Consider the following 20,870-nt stretch of genomic DNA (forward strand, 5'->3'; position numbering starts at 1 on the left):
ACGGAAACCGTTTAAGACAAGTGTCCATTCTAGACTACTAATGGTTTTAGTTTAGCGCGTATGCAGCTTGCAGCGCCCAGATGACGAGAGCAGCGATCGATCCCAGAAGCACCACGGTAGAGATAGTGACTACTTTTGGGGAATCTGCACCCTCAAATTTCATAATTCCTCGATTTAAGTCGGACACAGCTTTATAATCCTCTCTTTTTGGAGCATGAAACATTTGTCCGTTTTGATTGTAGTCCTTCTATTTACGGATGATGTTAAATTCCTAATATTATTTTGTTTAAGTTTCGCAATTTTTCCAACCCCACAATTACCTATTTCTTTAGAGGTATTGGTGTTATTTATCAATTATGGAGAGGGAGTTAAGAGTTATGAGATGAGAATTCTTTCCCCAATGCCCAATTCCCAATATCGACCAATATGTACTAAAATCAATGACTTGAGTCACAAAGAGAGCAATCATGGCATCCATCCGCGAGTTGCACCAACAGCTGGTTAAGAAAGAACGTTCTGCCGTTGAAATTACCCAAGAAGCCTTAAAGCGCATTCAAGCGTTAGAGCCAAAATTGCACAGCTTTTTATGTGTCACCGCAGAACGGGCATTAGAACAGGCCAGTGCTGTGGATGCCAAAATTGCTGCGGGAGAAGAAATTGGGCTGCTAGCAGGTATTCCTGTTGGGATTAAGGACAATATGTGTACTAAGGGAATCCCTACCACTTGCGCCTCCAAAATTCTGGAAAATTTCGTGCCACCTTATGAATCAACAGCGACGCAAAAACTCGCAGACGCTGGGGCGGTAATGGTAGGCAAAACCAACTTAGATGAGTTTGCAATGGGCAGTTCCACAGAAAACTCTGCCTACCAAGTTACGGCTAATCCTTGGGATTTATCACGAGTTCCAGGTGGTTCTTCGGGGGGTTCTGCGGCGGCGGTGTCATCCCAAGAATGTGTAGTTGCTCTCGGTTCTGATACTGGTGGTTCGATTCGGCAACCTGCATCTTTTTGCGGTGTTGTGGGAATGAAGCCAACTTATGGTTTAGTTTCACGTTATGGTTTGGTGGCTTACGCTTCGTCTTTGGATCAAATTGGGCCATTTGCCAAGACAGTAGAAGATGCGGCAATATTATTAGGTGCGATCGCAGGTCACGATCCCAAAGACTCTACCAGCCTGAAAGTTGCCATTCCCAACTACGCCGCTCACTTAAAACCAGACTTAAAACCCAGAGGTCAAATCAGAATTGGGATCATTAAAGAAACTTTTGGTGAAGGTTTAGACGCTGTAGTAGAACAAGCTGTTACCAAAGCAGTAGATGTATTACAAAGTTTGGGAGCAGAGATTCATATAATTTCTTGTCCCCGCTTTCGCTATGGTTTACCCACCTACTACATCATCGCCCCATCCGAAGCATCAGCAAACCTGGCTCGTTACGATGGTGTTAAATATGGCTACCGCGCTCCTGATGCCGATAATCTGCTATCGATGTACACTCGTACGCGTGCCACTGGTTTTGGTACAGAAGTCAAACGCCGAATTATGATCGGCACTTACGCGCTTTCGGCTGGTTATTACGATGCTTATTACCTGAAAGCGCAAAAAGTCCGCACCCTGATTAAGCAAGACTTTGAAAATGCTTTTCGCATGGTTGATGTATTAGTTTGTCCCACATCTCCCACGACAGCATTCAAAGCAGGGGAAAAAACCACTGATCCTTTAAGCATGTATTTAACTGACTTGATGACTATTCCTGTAAATCTTGCTGGTTTACCTAGTTTAAGTTTGCCATGCGGTTTTGACGATCGAGGTTTACCAATAGGATTACAGCTAATCGGCAATGTGCTGCGAGAAGACCAACTGTTTCAAGTAGCCTACGCTTATGAGCAATCTACTAATTGGCATCTGCAAAAACCGCAAATATCTTGAAAATGGGCATTGGGCATTGGGAATGGGAAATTGGTTAATTCCTCCCCCTCATCTCCCTCTGCTTCCCCATCCCCCTCATCTCCCCCTGCCCCCTGCCTCCTTCATTGCTGTTCACCGATTTATTACCATTGACTGTTGAGTATTGACTTCTGGAGTTAGGGATTCAGATGTAATTTGTCGTGGATTGAGTGTATGTAAAAGACCAGCAGATGCAGCTATTAATAAGAGAATGTAGGTAATGACAAGAGGTATGTATGTATTTGGCTTGTTGTCTGAATTTTTGCGATCGCTTTTAGAGTCTTGGCGGACTACATTGGTTGTGAGAGTAAATGATAAAGCATTTCCATCCAGCCCTAAAGCATCTCCATAGCGACGGATGAATCCTTGAAGAAAAACAGGCTCAGGTAATTCTTCAAATCGTTCTTCTTCTAAAGCTTGCAAAACACCTGTTCTAATAAGTGTTTGGGCGGCTATTTCTTCTAAACGTATGGATTTTTCTTGTCTTACTTGTCGCAAGTGTGTGCTTATTTCCTTTAGCTGCTCTATTTGAGCTTGGTTTAAGAGCGTCACAGTCTTCTCCTATATGGGCTAATTCTACTATTCATATAGTGAGAAGACTTAAAATAGCATACGTATTTTTACTGGATATTCGATTCTAGTGAATTTTTTTGAGAATAGTTAAAGTCTAGAATTGAAAATGCTAAAGCCGCCAATACTCAGTATTTTTTCTGTTGCTATATATACTCTTGATTAAAAAAAATAGGCTGTAAAAGCTAATAAGCTGCAATTTATAATACAAGTATTTTATAACTGCTACTCTAGGGGTATTAGTAGGTGAGCCAAACAATCCTCAAGGCTCAGGGGTTACTGCTGGATTGAACAAAATAAAATGTTATCCGTCCTCAGAAACACGACGTAATATTCTGTTGCCCATCACTGCGTGCCTTGGGTGATCAACCAGCCCTGTATCTAGCAGCATTACACCAAAAAGTATCGCCCATCCAAGAGCGCGTTGTAGTGTTGCCTCAGAAACATTTTGGTATTCTGCGATCGCTTCTTGGCGTGCATTTCGATCACTAAAGAGCATCCATATAGAAGCAAGGTCTGTTGCAATATCACCTGATGTAATATCGCCCCAATCAATTATGCCTGTGATCGCACCATTTTCGACAAGGATATTGCGTGGGTGAAGGTCTCCATGTAGCCATTTTGCCTCAACGTCAATAGGCGTGTTCAAAGCCATATTCCAAGTGTCTCTGAGCTTTTGAGTAATCAGATTAGTTTTTGTCTCAAGTCGTTGCATTCGTTCTTCCACAGAAGCTGCACGTTGATTTAGTGGTACACCGCGTACCGCATTTAGTGGTGCATTAAATGGCGCAAGTACATGCAATGAGCGCAGGAATGAAGCAAAGAGTTTTACCTGATTTGCATGGGGTTCCTCTTGATCGGCAGGTATACCAGTTAGCCACGGTAACACGCTCCATCGCCAAGGGTAGCTTTGTGCTGGCTTGCCTATTCTGTAAGGAGTTGGAACAGGTATAGTCAGTTGAGGAGCCAGTACTGGAAGCCAGGTTTGCTCATTTTCGATGAGTATCGCTGCTGCTTTTCGACGTGGGAGCCTTACAGACAATTGGTCGCCCAGTCGAAACATTACATTGTCCCAACCAGCATCAACAAGATGAATCGGCAGGTGCGTCAAATCTGGGTGCTGATCTGATAATAAACTATAGACCAGGCTTGTATCTAAATCGATCTCGGATACTGGTGTTCCTATTGAACTCGATTTTCCCTTTGACGCCATATTTGCCTCCTTTACCCTGTTTTGGCATTTTTCCTAAATTCATTTCAAGGTTTATCGTGCCACTGTTAGGGCGGGAATCTTTTACATCTTTCACAGTGGGAGCAACGTACTCTTGTAACTCGTGCGATCGCAACAAGCAGTAGTGACTGGCGACCCCTTTTTACCAACATAGCGTTGATTTTTCCGTGCGCTCATGCCAAATTCCTTTTCAACCCACATTATCGGGTTTTGCTCTTCACAAATCTTCATCAAAATTCTATCCGATATATCGCGATATATTTCGATATATCGTATATTAGAGAAAGTTGATTTGAGATTGATTTATGTTTAGACATTTTCGTTCACGGTTTGGCGCACCTGCATGGGCAGGAGTTAGCGAAGACGATTCAGATTCATTGCTTGTCAGGTCTTGGTTTGGGCATGGCAGACATCATGGTAGAGATCATGGTAGAGATCATGACAAACACTTTGGTAATGAAATGTTTGGTCGTGGTTGGGGAGATGAACATCGGACTCGTCGGGGTGACATCAAGTTCATCCTGCTGGAATTGTTATCAGAGCATCCTAGTCATGGTTACGACCTGATTAAAGAGATGGAAACACGTTATGGTGGTTTCCGTCGCCTCAGTCCTGGCTCAGTGTATCCAACACTCCAATTGTTGGAGGAAGGGGGTTATCTAAAGAGCGCCCAAGAAGGAGGCAAGCGGATTTACACGATTACCGATGAGGGTAGACAATTATTAGCAGAACGCGCCCAACAAGAAACTTCAGACTCTCCTTGGGATACCGTCAAAAGTTTCGTGACAGGTAAGCCTCAAGAGTTTATTGAGTTGCGGAACGCTGCAACAGAATTGGCTGGTGTGGTGGTGCAGGTTGCCCGTAGTGGCAATATGGAGCGAATAAATCGGGTGCGTGAGCTTTTAGAGCAAGTTAAACGGGAAATTTACGCGATTCTGGCTGAAAAATAAGTAGAGATGCAAACTTTTGCATCTCTACTCTCAATATTCTCAGATTTATTTTGCGCTTATGGGTTAGAAGCGATCGCACTTAAATCTTGTTCAATAAGTGAGTTCAGCAATGTCCACAACTGCAAATCAGTAAAATCTGGAATTGCCATAAATGCGCCGACTTCCTGTAAAACTTGCGGATCGTGGGTGGAAGCGATGCCAATAGTGCGGATGTCTGCGCCTACCGCCGCCCGAATTCCAGAGGGAGAGTCTTCTAATGCGATCGCTTCCTCTGCTGAAATCGCCAATTTATTTAGGGCGGCTTGGTAGGGTGCAGGGTCAGGTTTACCTGCAATACAATCATCCGCTAAAATAACTGTATGGAAAGCTTCTTTTATCTCCAATACCTCTAGCATAAATTCTGCATTTAATCTAGGGGCATTAGTTACTAATGCCCGCTTTAATTGATGTGTCTCTGTCCATGCTAGTAGCTCAGAAAATCCATGCAGTGGTTTGAGATTCGAGGCGAGTTTGCGGAAAAGCGCCTCTTTTTCGTCTGCAAATTTCTGCCCTTCCTCGGTTGATAATTGTGGCAAAATATCCTTAACAATTTCTGGATTTAGCCGCCCACTAATTCGGGATTTATAAAATGTTTCGTCAATTTCGATGCTGTAATTTGACAGCATTTCCTGCCAAGCTAGGTAGTGTATGGGGTCAGTATTGACAATAGTCCCATCTAGGTCAAAAAGAATTGCAGCTAGCATGATTTTTGGTCAAATGTAAATAATTGTTAACTTAATTTAAATAGTTTACATGGTTTTTTTGTCCTTAATGATTGTTCCTTCATTAAATACAGGGCAAAAAGCTCTAAATTAGAGATCATTTATAAAGTAAATCAAAAGCTAGGGTGTGTTAGGGCTTTAGCCTAACGCACCCTTGTAGTGGTTTTCGCCGTCATCACGGATAGAAAATTCATCTTCCCTACTTCCTATCTCTATATAAGATCCAGTTTTTCGATAGGATAATATTCCGCTCTCCCAGATCATAACTGCTATGCTCAATCCCAATCTGGACGAAATCCAGTTGACCAAAGACGATTACGAACGCTACTCCCGACACCTGATTTTACCGGAAGTAGGACTAGAAGGACAGAAGCGCTTGAAAGCCGCTAATGTACTGTGTATCGGTACCGGTGGACTAGGTTCACCACTACTTTTATATTTGGCGGCGGCGGGTATTGGACGCATCGGGATTGTCGATTTCGATATTGTCGATACTTCCAATCTGCAACGCCAAGTCATCCACGGGACATCTTGGGTGGGTAAACCCAAAATTGAATCGGCAAAAAACCGCATTCACGAGATAAACCCCTATTGTCAGGTTGATTTATACGAAACTCGTCTGACTTCCGAAAATGCTCTAGAAATCCTTCAACCTTATGATATCGTCGTCGATGGTACTGATAACTTCCCCACCAGATATTTAGTTAACGACGCTTGCGTATTGTTGAATAAGCCCAACGTCTACGGTTCAATTTTACGCTTTGAAGGGCAAGCTACTGTATTTAACTATCAAGGTGGGCCTAATTATCGTGACCTTTTCCCAGAACCACCACCACCAGGGATGGTTCCCTCTTGTGCAGAAGGTGGAGTACTGGGGATTTTGCCCGGAATTATTGGTTTAATCCAAGCAACCGAAACTGTCAAAATAATTTTGGGACAAGGTAATACTCTAAGTGGGCGATTGCTGCTATATAACGCTTTAGATATGAAATTCCGGGAGTTGAAACTCCGTTCTAACCCAATTCGCCCAGTGATTGAAAAGTTGATCGACTACGAAGAATTCTGCGGGATTCCGCAAGCTAAGGCAGAGGAGGCAAAACAGCAGTTGGAAAGTCAAGAAATGACCGTTAAGGATTTGAAGGAATTGCTGGATAGCGGTGCGAAGGATTTTGTACTGCTGGATGTCCGTAACCCCAATGAGTACGACATTGCCAAGATTCCGGGTTCGGTGTTAGTGCCTTTACCAGACATTGAAAATGGGAATGGCGTTGCGAAGGTGAAGGAAATATTGAATGGCCACCGCTTAATTGCTCATTGTAAGATGGGCGGGCGATCGGCAAAAGCCCTCGCCATCCTCAAGGAAGCCGGCATTGTCGGGACAAATGTCAAAGGCGGAATTACTGCTTGGAGTAGAGAAATCGATCCTTCGGTTCCAGAGTATTAGGACAGGAGGCAGGGGGCAGGGGGCAGGGGGCAGGGGCAGGGAGATTAGTTTTCCCCTCTGCCTCTTTATCAATTCCCAATGCCCAATTCCCAATTCCCAATGCCCAATTCCCAATTCCCAATTTGCTTATGACTACCTCAAAATCTCATTTCAATATTTTATGGGTGCAAGTTTGGGTATTGGCAATGGTGCAGGGAGCAATTACTCTCACCTGGTTAATTTATAATATATATTTACCGCAGCTTTTGACTCAGTTTGGTTTTCCCGCCTCACTTGCAGTTGCCTTGGTGCTAGTCGAAAATGCCTTGGGTGCAGTTCTAGAACCATTGATGGGTGGACTTTCAGACCAAGCTAGACGCTGGGTAGGAACTCGGTTTCCCTTTATCTCAGTAGGTATGATTCTGGCATCGGCTTTGTTTATTGCCATACCATGCGTTGTGAGTTTGATTCCACCTACTACCTTAATACGATCGCTCTTACCTATAGTATTGGTAGCCTGGGCATTGGCAATGACAATATTTCGTTCTCCAGCGATGTGCCTGTTGGGAATGTATTCTACACCAGCCCAGTTACCTCTAGCAGTAAGTGTTGTCACTTTAGCAGGGGGTGTGATTGGGGCTTTTAGACCGATAAGCTACAAGTTTATCCTGAGTTTAGGGCCAGTTTATACCTTTGCCATCGGTTCTTTTGTGATGCTGGGCGCGGCGGCTGTGTTGCGGTTAGTCAATCCTCCAGAAGCACCAGTAGATACAAACAAAGCAGAGATAGTAAAGTTACCCGTACAGAAATTGGCTTTGATTTTAGTAACTGGTTTTGGTGTAGCGTGGGGTATCCGATTTCTCTTTGATGTCTTGGGTAAAGTCCTAAAGGCCCAACTGAATACTGATAATATTGATGTGCTTATGGTGTGGATTGGATTAGCGATCGCACTTGCTAGTATACCTGCTGGAATTTTCGCCGTCAAAATTGGTAATCGTCAAGCAATGCTTTGTGGTATTTGTGCGATCATTCCCTCGTTACTAATAATGATATCAGTCGGGGCACAAATTCCGATCGTTGTGGCGATCGTTGCTGCCTTTAGTTTAATTGTCAACGGGGCAATTCCTTTTGCTTTGGGATTAGTACCCCAGCGATGGGCGGGATTAGGAATTGGGATGTATTTTGGTGGGTTTGCTTTAGCAATGAGTTTGTTTGGTGTCATATTTACCCAACCGCAAGCAATAACACCTTTTATTGGTGCTGTTGGGAGTGCATTGGCGTTTTTATTGGCTGGTGTTTGTATTGGAATTAGTGGCTTTTTTGAAACGCCAAGGAACACAGAGGTTTAATATCATATTAGTTTGATTACTTATTAAACCCGAAGAACTCCACCCCGCCAAAGTTGTGCTTTAGCTCCCCTGGGTTGGGGGTGAGGTTCTTTTATTATGGGTAATTTGGCGGATATGATATTACGAATTACCTAGTGGTTTAACCTGACTTAACAAACTGTGCAGTTTTTCGCCTTCAATGACTTCTGTTTCTAAGAGTTGAGTTGCGATCGCTTCTAACAAGTCTCGATTCTGTCTGAGAATCTCTAGGGCTTGTTCGTGGGCTGTTTCCACAATTTCCTTGACTTCGCTATCAATGGCTTTTGATGTCTCTTCACTCACCGCCCGCCGGGGATTAGCCCCACCATTACCCAAAAACATCGATTGTTGTCCTTGTTGGTAAGCCAGTGGCCCTAAGACTTTGCTCATACCATAAGATGTTACCATCCGTTCTGCTAAGTCAGTTGCTCGTTGCAAATCGTTGGAAGCACCAGTTGTAATACTGTTAAACACAATCTCTTCGGCGGAACGTCCACCTAACAGAGTCGCAATTTGACCCCGCAATTCTTCTTCATTCATCAAAAAGCGGTCTTCAGTTGGTAATTGCAGAGTGTAGCCCAAAGCAGCCATCCCACGGGGAATAATCGAAATCTTTTCTACACGACCGTTTCCTGTGGTTAGCGCCCCGACCATTGCGTGACCAACTTCATGATATGCAACAATCTTTTTCTCAGTCTCGTTCATGACGCGACTCTTTTTCTCTAAACCAGCGACTACCCGCTCAATTGCTTCGGCGAAGTCTTCTTGAGCAACACTTTCACGCAGATTACGAGCAGCCAATAATGCGGCTTCATTGACCAAGTTTGCCAAATCTGCACCAGCAAAACCAGGAGTCCGAGTAGCGATCGCTTTTAAATTTACATCATCTCCTAATTTTACCTTTTGAGCGTGAATCTTGAGAATTGCTTCCCGACCAGATAAATCAGGACGGTCTACCAACACTTGGCGGTCAAAGCGGCCTGGACGCAACAATGCAGAGTCAAGGCTTTCGGGGCGGTTAGTAGCAGCTAGGACAATTACCGTTGCATCCCCAGCCGCAAACCCGTCCATCTCTGTTAGTAACTGGTTGAGGGTCTGTTCTCGCTCATCGTTACCACCGTAGAAGCCGTTACTGCTACGAGATTTACCGATCGCATCTAATTCATCAATAAATATAATACAAGGAGCCTGTTTCTTGGCTTGCTCAAATAAATCCCGCACTCTGGAAGAACCTACACCCACAAACAATTCCACAAACTCGGAACCAGAGATACTAAAGAATGGAACACCTGCTTCTCCTGCTACAGCTTTCGCTAAAAGTGTCTTACCAGTACCCGGAGGCCCAACCAATAACACACCTTTGGGAATCCTCGCACCAATTTGGGTAAATCGTCCTGGAGTCTTGAGAAAATCTACAATTTCTACTAACTCAGTTTTCGCTTCCTCTACCCCAGCCACATCTGCAAAGGTAATTTTAGCTGATTCACCTTCAACGTAAACCTTAGCTTTGCTCTTACCAATAGAAAGCGCACCTTGGGGGCCACCGCCACCACCACGGGCAAGAAAGAACTGCCAAATCCCAATAAAAATCAGTGGGGGAATCACCCAACTTAAGAGGGTTGTAATCCAAGTATTCTTGGGTGGAGGTGTAGCTGCAAACTCAACTCCCTTTTGTTCTAGCAGCTTGGGTAACTCTAAATCAAAAATTGGTGTAGTTGCAAACACCTGTCCCGGCTCGGCATTTTCTGTTTTTAGTTCGTAGAGAATCTGATTTTGACCAACGGAAACGCGGTTGACTTCCCCTTCTTGTACTTGATGAATAAATAAGCTATAGGGAACACCAGCAGGGCCAGAAGCAAATAAACCAGGTAAAAATATATTCAAAAGCAGAAATAGCCCTGATACTGCCAGTAATATATTTGCAACGATCCGAAACCGAGGTGACTTAGGTTGTTCTTTAATTGCCATAGACGTTGTTACCAATCCTTAGAATGAAAACTTTTGAGAATGTGACTTTCTGGAAAAATCTGGTATTTCCAGTTCAGATATTTGAAGCAGCTTATACTGTTTCCAACCAATCAAAAATTTGGGCTAACTGATCCAGTGTTACTAGCCCATACTGCCAGAGAGTCATAGCCAGGAAGTTAGGGGTCTGTTCGCAATGTCGCAAAGCAAGAGAAATTGCTCCACCAGAAATACCCAACTCTTCCTCTAAAAAATGCACCAGTTGATCTGTAGCTTTCATCGCAATGTTAAACAATGTTAATTAAATCTTATTTATGAGAGAGTTGACTCGTTTGATGCAATATCCGGGTTACATCTCAAAGTTGTTCAGTTTGTCTCGATCCTTAAGAATACTACCTATTCTCATAATTTCTCCTCTTTAGCAATGTCTCAGCATTTTTATTTATGTAACTAAACTTAACAATTAAATTAATCTTTGGGAACTAACAAGCAAATACGGTTTACCGTACTCAAAGATAGGACTTACGCAAAACCTTAGCCAAAAGGAAAGATTTTCATTTTCCTTTTAGGGCAATTCATCTAGACGCGTATTAGTATGTCAAAGCAAGCTACGTGCAGCATCTCGGAGAAAAGCGAATACTCTACAAAAGGCTACACCAACACTTACGCAATGATATTTTATAAATAAAAGGACAAGTTATCTTGACTGTTTCTGCAACTTCTATAGGAATCCCGTTTGATTTTTGTAACCAAACTAAGTATTTGTAGGGTGCGTTACGCTATCGCTAACGCACCAAATCTTTAAGAATGGTGCGTTACGAACTGCGTTCTAACACAACGCCAGTTGCTACAACGGAGGGAACCTCCCTTCGGGTTCACCAGTCGCCTACGGTGGGAAACCCGCCTACAGCGCTGGATTCACCGCAACGTACTGGCTCCCCTACAATAACTAATTTTGTTCAAAAATCAATACTTTGGCCATTTTTTTGATTTGGCGAAGGTATTGAAAATCAAATATGATTCCTATAGTTTGATATCTTTTTAAGTGCCAACTAACCAGCATAATCAATAAATATGAAAATTCAACAACTAATTACAAAATCACTCAGCTTATCTAATAATGCTATATCCTATTATGTAAGTCAGGAATTAGCAGCTATTTATCCGAAAAAAGTATTACTGGAAAGTAATGATAGTTCATTCAATTTAGAAAAATATGCTGAGGCTAACCTCTGCAAAATTCAATATGATGCTCATATCCATAACCAGATACTTACTGGTTGGAATGGTATGGAAAACGAAATTTATAAACATACTGAAAATGCCAGTTTTGAAGTTTCGTGGCAAGGATACCAATTTGATATCCTCTTAATGAGTTGGCAAGAAGGTTATTGTAAAACTCGCTATTCCTGGATTTTGGCAGAGAGTACGGAAGTAGCAGAAAAGTTTTTCGCCGCAGTTTGTGATTGGAACTCAGAAATTCGTGATGAGGTTTTAGTTTTTGAAGATGGTTATTGGGATAAAAATCCCGATCTATTCCAATCTATTAAAAGTGCAAACTTCGACAATCTCATCTTGCATAGTAATCTTAAACAAGATATTCAAGATGACTTAATAAACTTCTTTGCATCCCGCGAAACTTACACAGATTATAGTGTTCCTTGGAAACGTGGTATTTTATTTATTGGTTCACCAGGAAATGGGAAAACCCATACAGTAAAAGCATTAATTAATCAAATGCAGCAGCCTTGCTTATATGTGAAAAGCTTTAAGTCTGAGTATGCTACTGATAGCGAAAATATCCGTCAAGTATTCAAACAAGCACGGCAATCTGCGCCTTGTATTTTGGTATTAGAAGATATTGATTCTCTATTAAATGATGATAATCGTTCTTTCTTTTTAAATGAACTTGATGGTTTTGCCTCTAATCAAGGAATTGTCACCATTGCAACCACCAATCATCCAGACCGGTTAGATTCAGCAATTAGCGATCGCCCCAGCCGTTTTGACCGCAAATATCATTTTGAACTGCCAGCAATCCCAGAACGAGAAGCCTACATCACCTTATGGAACGATCAATTAAAAACTGCAATGCGCTTGTCTGAGGAGGCTGTGAGTCAGATTGTAGCATTAACTGAAGGCTTTTCTTTCGCCTACCTCAAAGAACTATTTTTATCGTCAATGATTGGTTGGATAGGAACGATGGAAACTGGCACGCTAGAGAAAATTATGATTTCTCAAGTTGTAATTTTACGACAACAGATGAGCAGCACAACTGTTAGTGGTAAAGATTCAGAAAAGTAATTTGTGGGCAAGTTCAGATTACTAGGGAACTTCCAGATTTTTCTACTTCATTCGTGAGAGTTGCGCCAGACATGACTTTACATTGAGCCTATTCAAAAACATAATCTTGAGCTACTTTCCAATAGCGCGAGAACCGCTTTAGGTCAATATAGCCATTATAGTCAAAAAATGGTTTCACCTCTAACACTTCTACAGGTATAGAACCCTTTATTTTATTGCAGATATTATCAAACCGAGGACTGGGACTGTCGGCTGTGACAACTATATTCGCATCATGTTCTTGAGCAAAAGCTAAAATTTCCTGTGCCACATCACCACGACGGATAACAACTGGTAACTCTAGTAAGCATTCGTAAATAAACGTAAGGCGTTTAAGACTCAGTTGGCATTCCTTGATCAAAGCCTCATCCCAAATCCAAATAGCTGGTGCATCTGGGTATTTTTGCAGTGCAGGGTTATATGGACTGAGACAGTCTCCATGTACCCAAACAATTGATTTACTCATTTTTCACCTTTTACCTTTATTTCCACGCTGCCAACTTTGGCTATTAGCTTGTTTGCTAAATTCCCCTTTAGGAAAAAGCCGCTGTTCTAATTCTTCATAGCTGCCTTCAAAATCGCAATGACCGTAAAGGGGACATTTCTGGCAATAAACGCTTTTGGTGTAGCGTTCTAAGTTTTCACGGTTGAAAAAATACGGTTTATGACTAAAAGTGCTAGCAACCCACTGCCAGGACATATTATTGCTAGCAGGATCTCCATCTAAAAGATGTTCAAGAAACCACTTAGCTCCTACTTGCCAACGAATATGCCGCCAATGGACAATGTAAGCCGCTAGCCACATTCGGGCGTGGTTATGTAGATACCCAGTTTCTTTTAAGTCACGGCTAAAGCTGTCGATGCAAACTCTACCTGTGGTTCCTTGTCTGATATCTTGCGAAAATCTGGATGCATATTCAGCCACAGTATAACCAGTTTTATACTCTTCCTGGTCTTTCCAGATTTCATCCCCTAGCTTCACATACAATCTTTGCCAGTAATCGCGCCAGCCTAACTCATTGATTAGTTTCATCGCATCATCTTGGTGCTGTACCCGTTCAAGGACATAATCTCGAATTTCTCGCAAACTCAAAACGCCATAACGGATATAAGGCGAAAGTCGTGTTACCGCACCTGTGAAAAAATTACGTGTTTGTGCGTAGCTTACTGGGTCGATTTTTTGCAGGGCTTTTTCTGCTGCTTTGCGTCCCCCGACGGTTTCGCTGATGTGGCGATCGCGTTCTGCTGCACCTGGGAATTGTTCGCGGAGGTAGGCTACCAACTCATCGCGGTTGGCAAAATCGCGTTGCATATCTTTAGACATTATTAATTTAGATATCAGCATCCATGACACTGATGAATAAGAAAGTTTGCTCAATATATGTACAATTCTAAAGCGATGCTACGACGAGCTACGCTTACACAATCTATCACACCCCATTATGAGCAACATTCCCCAAGCCGGACAACCAGCGCCAGATTTCTCTACACCTGACCAAAATGGCAATGCAGTCACTCTCGACGACCTCAGCAGTCAGTGGGTTATCCTCTACTTTTACCCCAAAGATGATACACCAGGCTGTACCACCGAAGCCACAGATTTCACCGAGTTGTATCAAGACTTCAGCGCACTGGGAGCAAAAATCTTAGGCGTAAGTCCAGATTCGGGTAAATCCCATTGTAAATTTATCAGCAAACATAACTTATCAATCACCCTATTGAGTGACCCAGAACATATTTTGACAGAAGCCTACGGTGCTTGGCGCTTAAAAAAATTTATGGGCAAAGAATATATGGGTGTGGCTCGGTCAACATTTCTCATTTCATCTGATAAAATTATTGCCTATGCTTGGCCGAACGTAAAAGCCAAAGGTCATGCTCAGGCAGTTTTAACTAAATTACAGGAATTAGCAGCCACGGAAAGTCCCAAATGAGTCATGCAAACACGATTGGATGTAGGCATAGTTACAGCAATGCTAGGTAAATAATATAGTAATAAAACAGGATGTGAGTAGCCTATTTGAACAAGCAATTATCAACGCGCTGAACTCAGTCAATCCTCAAAAAGTTCTGGAAGGTAAAGTAGCTAATGCTATTATCCAGGCAGGGTTTGATTTAGTTAGTTTCAATAAAACAGTGGGTCTAAATGGCGAAATCGGTGAAATTGATGTGGAAACCACTAACGCTATCATCGAAGTAACAACCCAAACTGCTCGGAAGTTGAAGCAAGTTCAAAAATTGATATCAAACTCTGACTTGAATCCTTTGAAGAAGCCAGTTATTCTCTATGCACCTAATTACAAATTCACTCCGGCTCAAGATATCATCGCTACCGGCAGTTATGTAGTTTGCAGTCAAGGTGAATTATTAGAATTATTATCCATATTAGGAGCATAAGTCATGCCAGAATCAATTTCCCTAATTTCTAGTGCTGAGATTAAACCAGGAGAATTTTTGAGTTTTCTGCAATATTCGGGAGTATTACTACATCCAGATAATGTATATGATGGGCGTATTTCTAGAGACAATACTCATGTTTGGGTTGTTTTAGATAACACTGAATTAAAAAACTTTAACACTGATGAGATTGAACTCATAACTCAGAAGCTTACAGCTAAACCTCAGACTCACATTCTACTTGATGTGAGCAAGACTTCAGGAAGTGAGCAATTAGCCCTAGAGTTTGCGTGTAAGTTTGCCAAAAAATGGTCTTGTGTTGTCTATGATTCAAGTCAAAGAGTCTACTCAGAACAAGAATTGTTAGGGTTATGCCAAACAAAATTAGGTTTTGTTTAGGAAAACTTTTAAGTTAATTATCTTTTCTCTTCATAATGTAGACTAATACTGGAGCAGTGTCATAATAGTTACACTAAATCTTTGAAATAAATTATGGTTCAATTTATCCAAGCAAAAAATGTCGGGCTTGCTTATCTGGAAGAAAGATTTGGTCTACAGTTAGCCGAAGAGGAGGCGTTCTTTATAGAATGGTTTGAGAATTTACCGGAAATTACAGATTTAGAAAAGCAAGATTTAGACAGAGTAAAACTTCATTTTCTCCGTTTAGTCAAGCGTCCTCCTTTGTCAGAAGAAACAGTAAAATTAGTAGTTTTATCTCCTTTACTCAATTTAGCTGGATTTTATGATGAGCCTTTTTATATGAGAGGCGAGGAATCAATAAGAATTTCTGCGGAAGATGAAGGAGAAATTATTAGAGGTAGAATTGATGTTTTAGTTATTCAAGAACAATTCTGGTTGTTAGTAATTGAATCTAAAAGGTCTAGCTTTTCTCTTTTAGAAGCCATACCTCAAGCACTTGTTTATATGTTGGCTAATCCTAATCAAGACAAACCTACTTTTGGATTAGTAACAAATGGTAGTGATTTTATTTTCCTCAAACTTACCAAACAAAATCAGCCAAGGTATGCTATGTCTGAACAATTTACACTTTTAAAACGAAAAAATGAATTGTATCAAGTTCTAAGTGTATTAAAAAATTTGAGTCAAATTTTGAGTTAATAATTATGTCTATTCGTCCTATATATCTTGATTGTCACGCTACTACACCAGTAGATGAACGGGTGTTAGCAGCAATGATCCCATACTTCACAGAAAAGTTTGGCAACCCAGCAAGTATTGGTCATGTTTATGGTTGGGAAGCAGAAGCTGCTGTCAAACAAACACGAGAGATTTTAGCAGCAGCAATTAACGCTACTCCCGAAGAAATTGTTTTTACGAGTGGTGCAACAGAAGCTAATAATTTAGCTATTAAAGGTGTTGCCGAAGCTTATTTTAAAAAAGGTCAACATATTATTACTGTTGCCACTGAACATAATGCAGTAATTGACCCCTGTAATTATTTAAAAACTCTCGGTTTTGAAATCACTATTCTACCAGTTAAAAAAGATGGATTGATTGATTTAACTGAGTTACAAAAGGCTTTCCGTCCTGAGACAATTTTGGTTTCGGTGATGGCTGCAAATAACGAAATTGGAGTGTTACAGCCAATAGCCGAAATTGGGGAACTATGCCATGCTTACAACATCATTTTCCACACCGATGCAGCCCAAGCTATTGGTAAAATTCCCCTAGATGTGCAAGGGATGAAAGTTGATTTGATGTCGCTAACCGCACACAAAGTATTTGGGCCAAAAGGCATTGGGGCGCTGTACGTCCGTAGGCGGGAACCCAGAGTGCAATTAGCTCCCCAGCAGCACGGCGGCGGACATGAACGGGGGATGCGTTCTGGGACATTGTATACACCGCAAATTGTCGGCCTTGGGAAAGCTGTAGAAATCGCTTTGGCTGAACAAGCGACAGAAACCCAACGCCTTACCCAGTTAAGACAAAGTTTGTGGGAACAGCTTTCCCAACTTGAAGGAATTCATCTTAACGGACACCCTCAACAGCGATTGGCGGGAAACTTGAATATCAGTGTTGAGGGTGTCGATGGAGCCGCACTTTTGCTAGGATTGCAGCCAGTAATGGCGGTTTCTTCTGGATCTGCTTGTTCCTCGGCAAATACTGCCCCCTCCAGTGTTCTGACAGCGCTGGGAACCCCCCAACAGCTAGCTTATGCCTCAGTGCGGTTTGGGATTGGACGGTTTAATACCCAAGAGGAGATTGATATTGTAGCGAAACATGCGATCGCAACTATTCAAAGTTTACGCAAACCCTCTTTTATGGATTCTCACGCAGGAAAGCCCCAATCTGCTCTAGTTCCTGCTGATTGAGGCGAAATTCCCCAGCAGCAATGATTCCATCCACCTGTTGGGGATTGCGTGCGCCAACGATCGCAGCTGTCACCGCCGGATTATTTAAAGTCCAAGCGATCGCCACCTCACCGGGGGAGCGATCGTGTTGCTTACCAATGTGCTGCAACACCTCCACCAACTTCAGGTTACGAGATAGACGTGGCTCCTGAAATTCATCACTCTTTTTGCGCCAATCATCATCTGCTAAATTAGCAACCCGCTCAGATGTCATCTTTCCTGTAAGCAAGCCAGATTGCATTGGTGAATAAACAATGACACCGATGTTATTTTCCTTACAGAAAGGTAAAATCTCCTTTTCGACATTGGGCTTAACCAGTGAATAAGGTGGTTGTAATGACGTAACTGGTGCAATCTCCTGCACACGTTTCAACTGTTCTACATTGAAGTTTGAAACCCCAATATAGCGAACCTTCCCTTCATCTTTTAGTTTGGCGAGAGTTGTCCAGCCTTCTTCGATATCAGAGTCGGGGTTAGGCCAGTGAATCTGGTAGAGATCAATAGTTTCAATATCGAGTCGGCGCAAACTAGCTTCAACCTCCCGCCGCACAGAATCCGCCTTCAGGCTCCGGCCAATTTCGCCCTTTTCATCCCAGATCATTGAGCATTTAGTGAAAATGTAGGGGCGACTAGATTGACCTTTAAGCGCCTTAGCAACAACTTCTTCAGAATGTCCCAGACCGTAAATAGCTGCGGTGTCTATCCAATTAACACCGAGATCGAGAGCGTGCTTGATCGCTTCAATCGATTCTCGATCGTCCTGCGTTCCCCAACCAAAAGCCCAGCCACCTCCACCGATCGCCCAGGCACCAAAGCCGATTGGGGTAATGTGAAGCTCCGAGTTGCCAAGTTGTTTGGTTTGCATATCTACCTTCTCTAATAATTTTTGAGTCAATTGCTAGTTTACGCTGCAAATATCTTCTCAACCGCTATCTACGGTATGAATCACTACTGGGGCAAACACCATCGCAAATTACTACTTCTACATACACTAGAGTTGTCTGAAAATAATAACAGTTGTTGAGTATTGATCGAAGATGTCAGAAGATTTAAAAGGCAAAGTTGCCCTGATTACAGGTGCAAACAAAGGTATCGGCTATGAGATTGCACGTCAATTAGGTTCTAGAGGTGCTACTGTTCTTATTGGTGCAAGAGATATCAAACGTGGTGAAGAAGCGGCGAATAAACTTCGTTTAAATGAGATCGATGCCCGAACAATTCAACTTGATGTCATCGACCAAAAAACAATCGACTCTGCGGCTCAACAAATCGAGAACGAATTCGGAAAACTTGATATCCTTGTAAACAATGCCGGGATATTAAGTGATGGCGATCGCCTTCCACCAAGTCAAGTTGAGATTGAAACACTGCGACACACTTATGAAACAAATGTATTTGGAGTGTTTGCAGTGACAAAAACCCTGCTACCACTTTTAAAAAAGTCAATAGCAGGGAGAATAGTCAATTTATCAAGTGGTTTAGGTTCTTTGACTCAGAACTCCGATGCAAATTATGAGTTCGCTAATTTTAAGCTTCTTGCTTACAACTCATCAAAAACAGCAGTGAATGCAATTACAGTTCTGTTGGCTGCTGAACTTAAAGATACCCCGATTAAAATCAATGCTGCCGATCCTGGTTTCACAGCCACTGATATTAATCAACACCAAGGATACCGCACTGTTGAGCAAGGAGCGATCGCACCAGTGAGACTTGCCACTTTACCTGATGATGGTTTTAGCGGAGGTTTTTTTGATGAAAATGGCGCACTACCTTGGTAGAAAGTAGAAAGTAGAAAGTAGGGAATTGGGCATTGGGGAGGGAGAGTTAAAGCTTGGATGTTGAGTTTCTGAAAATGAACCTTTAAGTTTCTATTCCCCATGCCCCATATTCAACGGGAGCAATGCTCTAACAGTGAGATGGGTAAGCAGGGGAGGCAAGGGAGGCAGGGGAAGAGAAAGAAATAAGTGTAGAAGCAATTTGTAACGGTCGTAAAAAATACTAAAAATGCCTCTTTACTCCCCCTGCTCCCCCTGCCTCCCCTGCTCCCCCTGCCTCTTTACTCCCCCTCCTCCCCCTACCTATTTCACGAGGATCTCACTTTTTCGCCTTGCCCCATATTCAACTCAATAGGGATTTGAATCAATCCGTCCCCTTTTGACACTCCTGAGATAGTACCCAGAGGTTGGTCTGTTTCTCAAATTAAAGGTGTCGCCGCTGCGGACTTTCCAAATTTTGTAATTAGAAAAGGTCAAAGGCGTTCTGGGTTCGCATACTTCTGGCAAATGATTGCCTAGTACAAAGTATGCTGCACCCCTACCCATAACTTTCACCAAACCGTTTTTATCTACAAGAACCGATGTACTTTCACTAACCGCAATCCCTAAAACACTGCTAGATACACCATCCTTAATTTGACGGGCAATGAAAGTCATAATTCGACCCATTCTTTCGCGCCTGTCGAAATGTGTATCGACGATAGTTCCCTTCAAATTACTCCAATTGAAAAAGTTGTAAGTAAAAGTGATGTCTCGGTAAGGATCTTCGAGTGCGTCTCTAGTTTCAATGCCTTTTTCGGAAGAAGCACAAGCATCATAGACACAATCACTTTGAATCATCGCACCCGCACTAGTGCCACCAACACCGCCTCCCTTTAGGTAAACTGACTTAACGGCAGCTTCAACTTTGGTGTCTTTCCAGTTGCGGATGTATTGACATTGGTCGCCGCCAGCAAAGAAAATCACATCAGCGTTTCTGACTTTTTCATAAATCTCGGCTTTGTTTGCTTCTTGCCTATTGCTAACTAAAAGAGTTTCCACAGAGTTTACGCCCTTCATGGCATAAATTAGGCGATTGTAATCGTGATTACCATTAGTGCGGAGAACTACAACATTAACTTTAGTGCTAGAGTTACTACCTCCCCTAACTTGGTTAATCATCCACTGGATGGCATCATCGACATCGGGGCCACCACCTCCCAAACTCAGGACTGGGCCCGCTAAGGAAGGACGGACATCAAAGGAGGGTGAGGAGGAGGGGCGGACATCAACAGTGTCACCCAAGAAGTAGCGTTTCCAGTTTTCGATAAAACGGGTTATTAGGAAGGTTCCCATATTCAACAACTTGATTCCTATACTTTTCAAGCGCCTTGCTATGCTTGGGAATGCCTTTGTCATACTAAGCTTCTGGAGCAAACTGCAATTATTGCTAGGCTATTACGCACTCTAGTTGCTTATTTATCCGTCAGAGTTGTATTGGTCATTGGTCATTAGTCCTTTGTAAAGAGAAATGACTAATGACAGTTTTAACGAAAAAATGTGCAGTTTAGAGGCGCATTATCTTAACTTTGGCACTAGAGAGGGTAGAATTTCCAGCGTACAGGGCTTGTACTGTTTTTTCAGGCCATAATCCAGAGCGATCGTTAATTCTCTACGCTTCTATGTAAAAATCCTTACATTGCTTGTGTCCTTTACTTCTTCTTTGGATGAAAGACACTCGCGGCCATACAAGCAAAGCCTAGCAACTTGGTTAAGCTAAAATAAGGGTTT

The 20,870-nt window shown here is 42.4% G+C and carries 21 protein-coding genes; 11 read left to right on the forward strand and 10 right to left on the reverse strand.

The genetic code is table 11. The features are described from left to right. Positions 1-46: 46 nt before the first annotated feature. Entirely contained in the window at positions 47-223 is a 177-nt protein-coding gene (locus GTQ43_RS24315; protein ID WP_265276595.1) for a hypothetical protein, read from the reverse strand. A 244-nt stretch (positions 224-467) separates the two neighbouring features. On the opposite strand from GTQ43_RS24315, the gene gatA reads away from it, so the two are divergent. Continuing rightward, positions 468-1,928 (forward strand): Asp-tRNA(Asn)/Glu-tRNA(Gln) amidotransferase subunit GatA, encoded by a 1,461-nt coding sequence (gene gatA / locus GTQ43_RS24320; protein WP_265275276.1) that lies wholly within the window; start codon positions 468-470, stop codon positions 1,926-1,928. A 111-nt stretch (positions 1,929-2,039) separates the two neighbouring features. Here gatA and GTQ43_RS24325 read toward each other — a convergent pair whose 3' ends face one another. Continuing rightward, positions 2,040-2,498: a helix-turn-helix domain-containing protein gene (locus GTQ43_RS24325; protein WP_265275277.1), complete on the reverse strand. Its 459-nt coding sequence runs from the start codon at positions 2,496-2,498 to the stop codon at positions 2,040-2,042. A 322-nt stretch (positions 2,499-2,820) separates the two neighbouring features. Beyond that, entirely contained in the window at positions 2,821-3,729 is a 909-nt protein-coding gene (locus GTQ43_RS24330) for an aminoglycoside phosphotransferase family protein (RefSeq protein ID WP_265275278.1), read from the reverse strand. Positions 3,730-4,052: 323 nt separating this feature from the next. On the opposite strand from GTQ43_RS24330, the gene GTQ43_RS24335 reads away from it, so the two are divergent. Continuing rightward, on the forward strand, positions 4,053-4,697 hold the full coding sequence (locus GTQ43_RS24335; protein ID WP_265275279.1) for a PadR family transcriptional regulator: 645 nt from the start codon (positions 4,053-4,055) through the stop codon (positions 4,695-4,697). Positions 4,698-4,753: 56 nt separating this feature from the next. On the opposite strand, the gene GTQ43_RS24340 is transcribed toward GTQ43_RS24335, so the two are convergent. Further along, positions 4,754-5,440: an HAD family hydrolase gene (locus GTQ43_RS24340; RefSeq protein WP_265275280.1), complete on the reverse strand. Its 687-nt coding sequence runs from the start codon at positions 5,438-5,440 to the stop codon at positions 4,754-4,756. A gap of 289 nt (positions 5,441-5,729) precedes the next feature. Here GTQ43_RS24340 and moeB point away from each other — a divergent pair, with 289 nt between their 5' ends. Both moeB and GTQ43_RS24350 read left to right on the forward strand, forming a co-directional pair. Continuing rightward, positions 5,730-6,902, forward strand: a complete 1,173-nt coding sequence (moeB, locus tag GTQ43_RS24345; protein WP_265275281.1) for a molybdopterin-synthase adenylyltransferase MoeB — start codon at positions 5,730-5,732, stop codon at positions 6,900-6,902. A gap of 128 nt (positions 6,903-7,030) precedes the next feature. After that, positions 7,031-8,230 (forward strand): MFS transporter, encoded by a 1,200-nt coding sequence (locus GTQ43_RS24350; protein WP_265275282.1) that lies wholly within the window; start codon positions 7,031-7,033, stop codon positions 8,228-8,230. Between the two features lie 120 nt (positions 8,231-8,350). On the opposite strand, the gene ftsH4 is transcribed toward GTQ43_RS24350, so the two are convergent. Both ftsH4 and GTQ43_RS24360 read right to left on the reverse strand, forming a co-directional pair. Then, a complete protein-coding gene (gene ftsH4 / locus GTQ43_RS24355) occupies positions 8,351-10,216 on the reverse strand; it encodes an ATP-dependent zinc metalloprotease FtsH4 (RefSeq protein ID WP_265275283.1) in 1,866 nt (621 codons plus the stop codon). 91 nt (positions 10,217-10,307) lie between these two features. Further along, positions 10,308-10,493, reverse strand: a complete 186-nt coding sequence (locus tag GTQ43_RS24360) for a DUF2949 domain-containing protein (RefSeq protein ID WP_114080862.1) — start codon at positions 10,491-10,493, stop codon at positions 10,308-10,310. Positions 10,494-11,287: 794 nt separating this feature from the next. Between GTQ43_RS24360 and GTQ43_RS24365 the strand changes: the two genes are divergently transcribed. After that, on the forward strand, positions 11,288-12,517 hold the full coding sequence (locus GTQ43_RS24365) for an AAA family ATPase (RefSeq protein ID WP_265275285.1): 1,230 nt from the start codon (positions 11,288-11,290) through the stop codon (positions 12,515-12,517). 88 nt (positions 12,518-12,605) lie between these two features. Here GTQ43_RS24365 and GTQ43_RS24370 read toward each other — a convergent pair whose 3' ends face one another. Both GTQ43_RS24370 and GTQ43_RS24375 read right to left on the reverse strand, forming a co-directional pair. Beyond that, entirely contained in the window at positions 12,606-13,022 is a 417-nt protein-coding gene (locus tag GTQ43_RS24370; protein ID WP_265275286.1) for a hypothetical protein, read from the reverse strand. A gap of 3 nt (positions 13,023-13,025) precedes the next feature. Next, positions 13,026-13,880 (reverse strand): FAD-binding domain-containing protein, encoded by an 855-nt coding sequence (locus GTQ43_RS24375; protein ID WP_265276539.1) that lies wholly within the window; start codon positions 13,878-13,880, stop codon positions 13,026-13,028. Positions 13,881-13,998: 118 nt separating this feature from the next. On the opposite strand from GTQ43_RS24375, the gene bcp reads away from it, so the two are divergent. The 5 genes from bcp (at position 13,999) to GTQ43_RS24400 (ending at position 17,286) form a co-directional block, all read left to right on the forward strand. After that, on the forward strand, positions 13,999-14,490 hold the full coding sequence (gene bcp / locus GTQ43_RS24380) for a thioredoxin-dependent thiol peroxidase (RefSeq protein WP_265275287.1): 492 nt from the start codon (positions 13,999-14,001) through the stop codon (positions 14,488-14,490). A gap of 73 nt (positions 14,491-14,563) precedes the next feature. After that, on the forward strand, positions 14,564-14,953 hold the full coding sequence (locus GTQ43_RS24385) for a hypothetical protein (protein ID WP_265275288.1): 390 nt from the start codon (positions 14,564-14,566) through the stop codon (positions 14,951-14,953). 3 nt (positions 14,954-14,956) lie between these two features. Continuing rightward, positions 14,957-15,352, forward strand: coding sequence for a hypothetical protein (locus GTQ43_RS24390; protein WP_265275289.1), 396 nt, complete (start codon positions 14,957-14,959; stop codon positions 15,350-15,352). A 93-nt stretch (positions 15,353-15,445) separates the two neighbouring features. Beyond that, on the forward strand, positions 15,446-16,072 hold the full coding sequence (locus GTQ43_RS24395; protein ID WP_265275290.1) for a type I restriction enzyme HsdR N-terminal domain-containing protein: 627 nt from the start codon (positions 15,446-15,448) through the stop codon (positions 16,070-16,072). 5 nt (positions 16,073-16,077) lie between these two features. Further along, on the forward strand, positions 16,078-17,286 hold the full coding sequence (locus GTQ43_RS24400; RefSeq protein ID WP_265275291.1) for a cysteine desulfurase family protein: 1,209 nt from the start codon (positions 16,078-16,080) through the stop codon (positions 17,284-17,286). Here the strand turns inward: GTQ43_RS24400 and GTQ43_RS24405 are convergent. Beyond that, positions 17,234-18,190 (reverse strand): aldo/keto reductase, encoded by a 957-nt coding sequence (locus tag GTQ43_RS24405; RefSeq protein ID WP_265275292.1) that lies wholly within the window; start codon positions 18,188-18,190, stop codon positions 17,234-17,236. The two genes, GTQ43_RS24400 and GTQ43_RS24405, sit on opposite strands and share 53 nt — an antisense overlap. Positions 18,191-18,362: 172 nt before the next feature. On the opposite strand from GTQ43_RS24405, the gene GTQ43_RS24410 reads away from it, so the two are divergent. After that, the gene (locus GTQ43_RS24410) at positions 18,363-19,103 is read left to right on the forward strand and encodes an SDR family oxidoreductase (protein ID WP_265275293.1); all 741 of its coding nucleotides are present in this window, start codon (positions 18,363-18,365) and stop codon (positions 19,101-19,103) included. 345 nt (positions 19,104-19,448) lie between these two features. Here GTQ43_RS24410 and GTQ43_RS24415 read toward each other — a convergent pair whose 3' ends face one another. Then, positions 19,449-20,498 carry a cyanophycinase gene (locus GTQ43_RS24415; protein ID WP_265275294.1) on the reverse strand — a complete coding sequence of 350 codons (1,050 nt, stop codon included), beginning with the start codon at positions 20,496-20,498 and terminating at the stop codon, positions 19,449-19,451. Between the last annotated feature and the right edge of the window lie 372 nt (positions 20,499-20,870).

The organism is Nostoc sp. KVJ3 (assembly GCF_026127265.1).
Lineage (GTDB): Bacteria > Cyanobacteriota > Cyanobacteriia > Cyanobacteriales > Nostocaceae > Nostoc.